Source organism: Lentihominibacter faecis, from assembly GCF_014306095.1.
GTDB classification, from domain to species: Bacteria; Bacillota; Clostridia; order Peptostreptococcales; family Anaerovoracaceae; genus Lentihominibacter; species Lentihominibacter faecis.
The window spans coordinates 1-4136 of sequence record NZ_JACRWC010000117.1; the positions used below are offsets into that span (position 1 = coordinate 1).

A 4136-nucleotide genomic window follows, 5' to 3' on the forward strand; every position below is an offset into this window, starting at 1 on the left:
AGGCGGCACCTGCGGATACTCGTTCCTCAGCACCAGACCATCCTGTTCCAGCTCTTTCAGAGATGCACTCAGTACCTTGTCGGATACAGTCTTTAAATACCGTTTCAATTCGTTAAAACGAACAGCTTCATATTCTTTCAGGCAGTACAAAATGATCATCTTATACTTGCCGGAAATCAGCGACAATGTATAGCAGAATCCAGTTTCTTCAAAGTCACCACGTTTGATTGGATCATTTGGACTGTTCAGCATGGCATAGCCTCCTTTTTACACTTTCCTTCCGGTAAGCAACTTACAAAATTGTGGGCACTTCCGTTTACCTGTCATCTTGTTATAATTGTATCATCAAATCGGATTTCGTCAAGAAAAGAAAAGGAGAACATTATGATCAAAATTGCGCTTAACGGCGGCAAACCAAAAACAGAAAACCCAAATCTTCCAACCTCTTTCGAAGAATATAAGAAAGAAATCGACTGGTTTCAGGCACATGGACTCCATGATTTTCACATTCACTTTAGAGATCCTGAGGGGCAGGATACGCTACTGCAGAAATACGTCCAGCCACAGTGGGAAGCTCTAAAGATCGCCTGTCCAGGTTGTCGCATCGGTATCGGGTCTCCTTTATTGTTCGGGCGCACCCATGAAAAGCGCATGGAGGAAATCAGCGCCTGGACATGGAAGCCGGACTATATTTCTCTCAACATACCGGAAGAGGGAAGTAATGAACTGGCTCAGCTTCTCATCGAGAAAAAAGTACCTGTCGAATACAGCTGTTTTACAATCGATGACGCTTTAGTCTTTGAAAAGCAGGGATACGCCGATTCCACCTTCCGCGTCCTGGTGGAAGTCAGTGGCGAGAAGGACGGTCAGCGCACTGTGGATAAAGCCGTTCAAATCTATCAGTATCTCCACGATCGCTATCCACAGCTGGAATACGTGATCCACGGAGAGGACATCTACACCTGGGACGTGATTCAATACGCGAAGGCCTTTCATCTCAACTGGCGCATCGGCATGGAGGACATCTCCTGCGATGAACATGGTCAGGAATTGACCAGCAACGTCGCCCTGTATCGCCACGCTTTGGAAATCTGACCGATACAAAACCACACCCGCAAGAGGCTTTGCAAAAACTCAAAAAACAGCAATACCCCACAGCGATCGCTGTGGGGTACTTTGCAGTAATCCTCGTTGTTTATTCGTCTTCTTCACTCACTGCTCTATCAAACAGATCCGTAACTTCCTTTGCAGGCTTCTTGTCCAGCAGCGTTACAACGACTGCACAGATCAGACCTGCGATAAAGCCAGGGAACAACTCATAAATACCGGTGGACCCTGACAGGAAATTGAACCACAGGATATCCACGATGATGCCGCCGAGCACACCGCCGATGGCACCTTTATATGTAAATCTTCTCCAGAACAGAGACAGCAGGATCACCGGGCCAAAGGAAGAGCCAAATCCGGCCCACGCATTTTCTACCAGGTTCATGATGGCCTGCGCGCCGGAGCCTTTGCTGGATGCGATGAAAAATGCGATCACAGCTACGATCACTACAATGATCCTCCCTACCCAAAGGATCTCCTTTTCATCGGCGTCTTTACGAATGATCGGCTTGTATATATCCGACGTAAATGAACTGGATGCCACCAGCAGCTGCGAGTCCGCCGTAGACATGGACGCCGCAATGATGGCCGCCATGAGAATACCTGCGATGAAGCTCGGGAACAGTTTTCTCGCAAAGTCAATAAATACCATCTTCTGCGCGCCGGCTGTCAGCAGTTCTTCTGCCAGGAACATTCTTCCGAAGTATGCGATCAGGCAGGCACATCCCAATGCACAGATGACCCAGATAATCGCTACCGTCGCACTTTTTTTCACCATGGACGGTTTTTCGATGGACATGAATCTTACCAGGATATGCGGCATTCCGAAGTAACCAAGTCCCCACGCAAGACCTGAAATGATATCCTGCCAGGAAGCGTCAAACAAACCGGTACCGAAAGAGCATTCCACCATTTCTCCGCTAACTGCATCTTTGTAGCTGTAAACTACAGAAAGCGCTGCAGGATCCATATCTTTCGTGATGGCGATCACGATCGGCACTGTCATCAGCGCGGCAAACATCAGTATACCCTGGAAAAAATCGGTCCAGCAGACTGCTTTGAATCCTCCAAAGAATGTGATCAGCAACATTGCCAGCGCGAAGATGATCATGGCCGCATGCGAGCTCAGTGACGGGAAGATAGCCGTAAATACAGATGCTCCCGCCACATATGCAGATGCTACGTATATTGTAAAGCACACAAAGAAAATGATTGCGCAAATCACCTGCAGCGCATTGCTTTTCGACAGGAATCTATTGCCCAGATACTGCGGTACTGTGATAGCATCTCCAGCCGCACTGGAGAATTTCCTCAATCTCTTGGCAACGAAGATCCAGTTGGCTGCAGTTCCCAGAGCCAGTCCGATACCGATCCACATCTGACCGAATCCAAACGCCAGAATACTTCCCGGAAGACCCATTAACAACCAGGCTGACATGTCCGATGCCTGCGCAGACATTGCAGCCACCCACGGACCCATCTGTCTTCCGCCCAGGAAGAAGTTGGCCTGTGTGGCGTCTCCTTTCTCTTTAAAGAAAAAGTAAATTCCTACGCCTACTATCGCAACAAAGTATACGATAAAAGCAAATATTTCTCCATTCATGTTCGTCAAATCTCCTTTATTGTTGTGTATTGATTATAATTACTCGATTCAAAATTGCCCACCTAGTATAGCACAATCAAAACTAGAACGAAACACAGAATATAGTTTGGATATACTTATGAATAAAAGTGTGATGAATTCGAATATTTTCTTGAAATTTCATGGTTTTTATACTAGAATGTATTCTGGTCATTATTGGATATCAAAAATAAAATTTAAAACTTTAGGAGAACTTTATATACTTATGAAGAAAAACGCCAGAAATACTAAGGGAAAAATCGTCTCTGCCGCATGGAAGCTGTTCTACCAGCAGGGCTATGACAACACCACCATAGAAGAGATCGTAGAGGCATCCGGCACATCACGCGGATCCTTCTATCACTATTTTGAAGGAAAGGATGCACTGCTTTCTTCCCTTTCCTATCTCTTTGATGATAAATATGTAGAACTGGAAAAGACCATGGATCCAGCGCTCTCTCCTATCGAGAAACTGAAATACATAAACCAGGAGCTGTTTCTGATGATCGAAAACACAGTTTCTGTCGAGCTTTTGAGCCGCCTGTTTGCGACCCAGTTGACCACCAACGGCGAGCGTCATCTGCTCAACACCAACCGTACCTACTATAAATTACTGCGCCAGATCACCATCGAAGGAAAGGAACAAGGCCTTTTCAAAGAAAACCTTTCCATCAACGATATCACCCGTGCTTATGCCATGTTCGAGCGGGGGCTCATGTATGAGTGGTGCATTTCCGGCGGAAACTACTCACTGTGTCAGCATGCGCAAACGATCATGCCGCTGTTTCTAGAAGGACTGTGCCGGTAAAATGTGTTTAGGTCGGCGAAGCGATGAGACAGTGCGGTAATAAAAGCAGTAAGACGGTAAATGTGCATACATGACGGTCTTATCTCCACTATGAATTCCCAGATCGAAAATTATCTGATCTAATTGGGAATTAATCTCTTGATTCAGATGTTTGCTCGCGTCATGAATTCCCAGATTTGATTTTTTCAAAGTTATATGGGAAGTTCAATACTGTAAAGGTTTCAAAATCCATGGGCAGCACTCGTTATGATTCCTTAAAAGATATAAAAACTGTTTATCTGGGAACTGTTTTTCTCTGCACTGTAAATATCTCGTGAAGTAGTTCCCGGCTTGCTGTTTTATTTTGAAAAATGGGAATTCATAAAGGAAGGCACAGCTCATAAGCAGTAAAAAATCCAAATCAAGGCCGTTTTTTTCGTGATCTGGGAATTCATGATTTCCCGGACATCTCACCATTAAAAAGGTTCTAAAAAATATGTTGGGGGTGGCTCGCAGATAGCGAGTCATCTTTTTTAATGAAAAGAAAGCATTAGAAGCCAGAATCCTGTAGAATAAAGCTGCGAAACAAATATCCAACAGAGAAAAGGAGGCAACTAATGC

General features: G+C 45.2%; 5 protein-coding genes. 2 read left to right on the forward strand and 3 right to left on the reverse strand.

Features of this window, described 5'->3' with window-relative positions:
- The coding region (locus H8876_RS09985) for a winged helix-turn-helix transcriptional regulator (protein WP_249287627.1) at positions 1-252 on the reverse strand (252 nt) is incomplete at its 3' end.
- 132 nt (positions 253-384) lie between these two features.
- Between H8876_RS09985 and H8876_RS09990 the strand changes: the two genes are divergently transcribed.
- Positions 385-1095 carry a 3-keto-5-aminohexanoate cleavage protein gene (locus tag H8876_RS09990; RefSeq protein WP_249287628.1) on the forward strand — a complete coding sequence of 237 codons (711 nt, stop codon included), beginning with the start codon at positions 385-387 and terminating at the stop codon, positions 1093-1095.
- Positions 1096-1195: 100 nt separating this feature from the next.
- Here the strand turns inward: H8876_RS09990 and H8876_RS09995 are convergent, their stop codons facing one another.
- A complete protein-coding gene (locus tag H8876_RS09995; RefSeq protein WP_249287629.1) occupies positions 1196-2710 on the reverse strand; it encodes a sodium/proline symporter in 1515 nt (504 codons plus the stop codon).
- Between the two features lie 244 nt (positions 2711-2954).
- Between H8876_RS09995 and H8876_RS10000 the strand changes: the two genes are divergently transcribed.
- Positions 2955-3536, forward strand: coding sequence for a TetR/AcrR family transcriptional regulator (locus tag H8876_RS10000; RefSeq protein ID WP_249287630.1), 582 nt, complete (start codon positions 2955-2957; stop codon positions 3534-3536).
- Between the two features lie 204 nt (positions 3537-3740).
- Here H8876_RS10000 and H8876_RS10005 read toward each other — a convergent pair.
- A partial coding sequence (locus H8876_RS10005; RefSeq protein ID WP_249287631.1) for a hypothetical protein occupies positions 3741-4136 on the reverse strand: 396 nt, incomplete at its 5' end.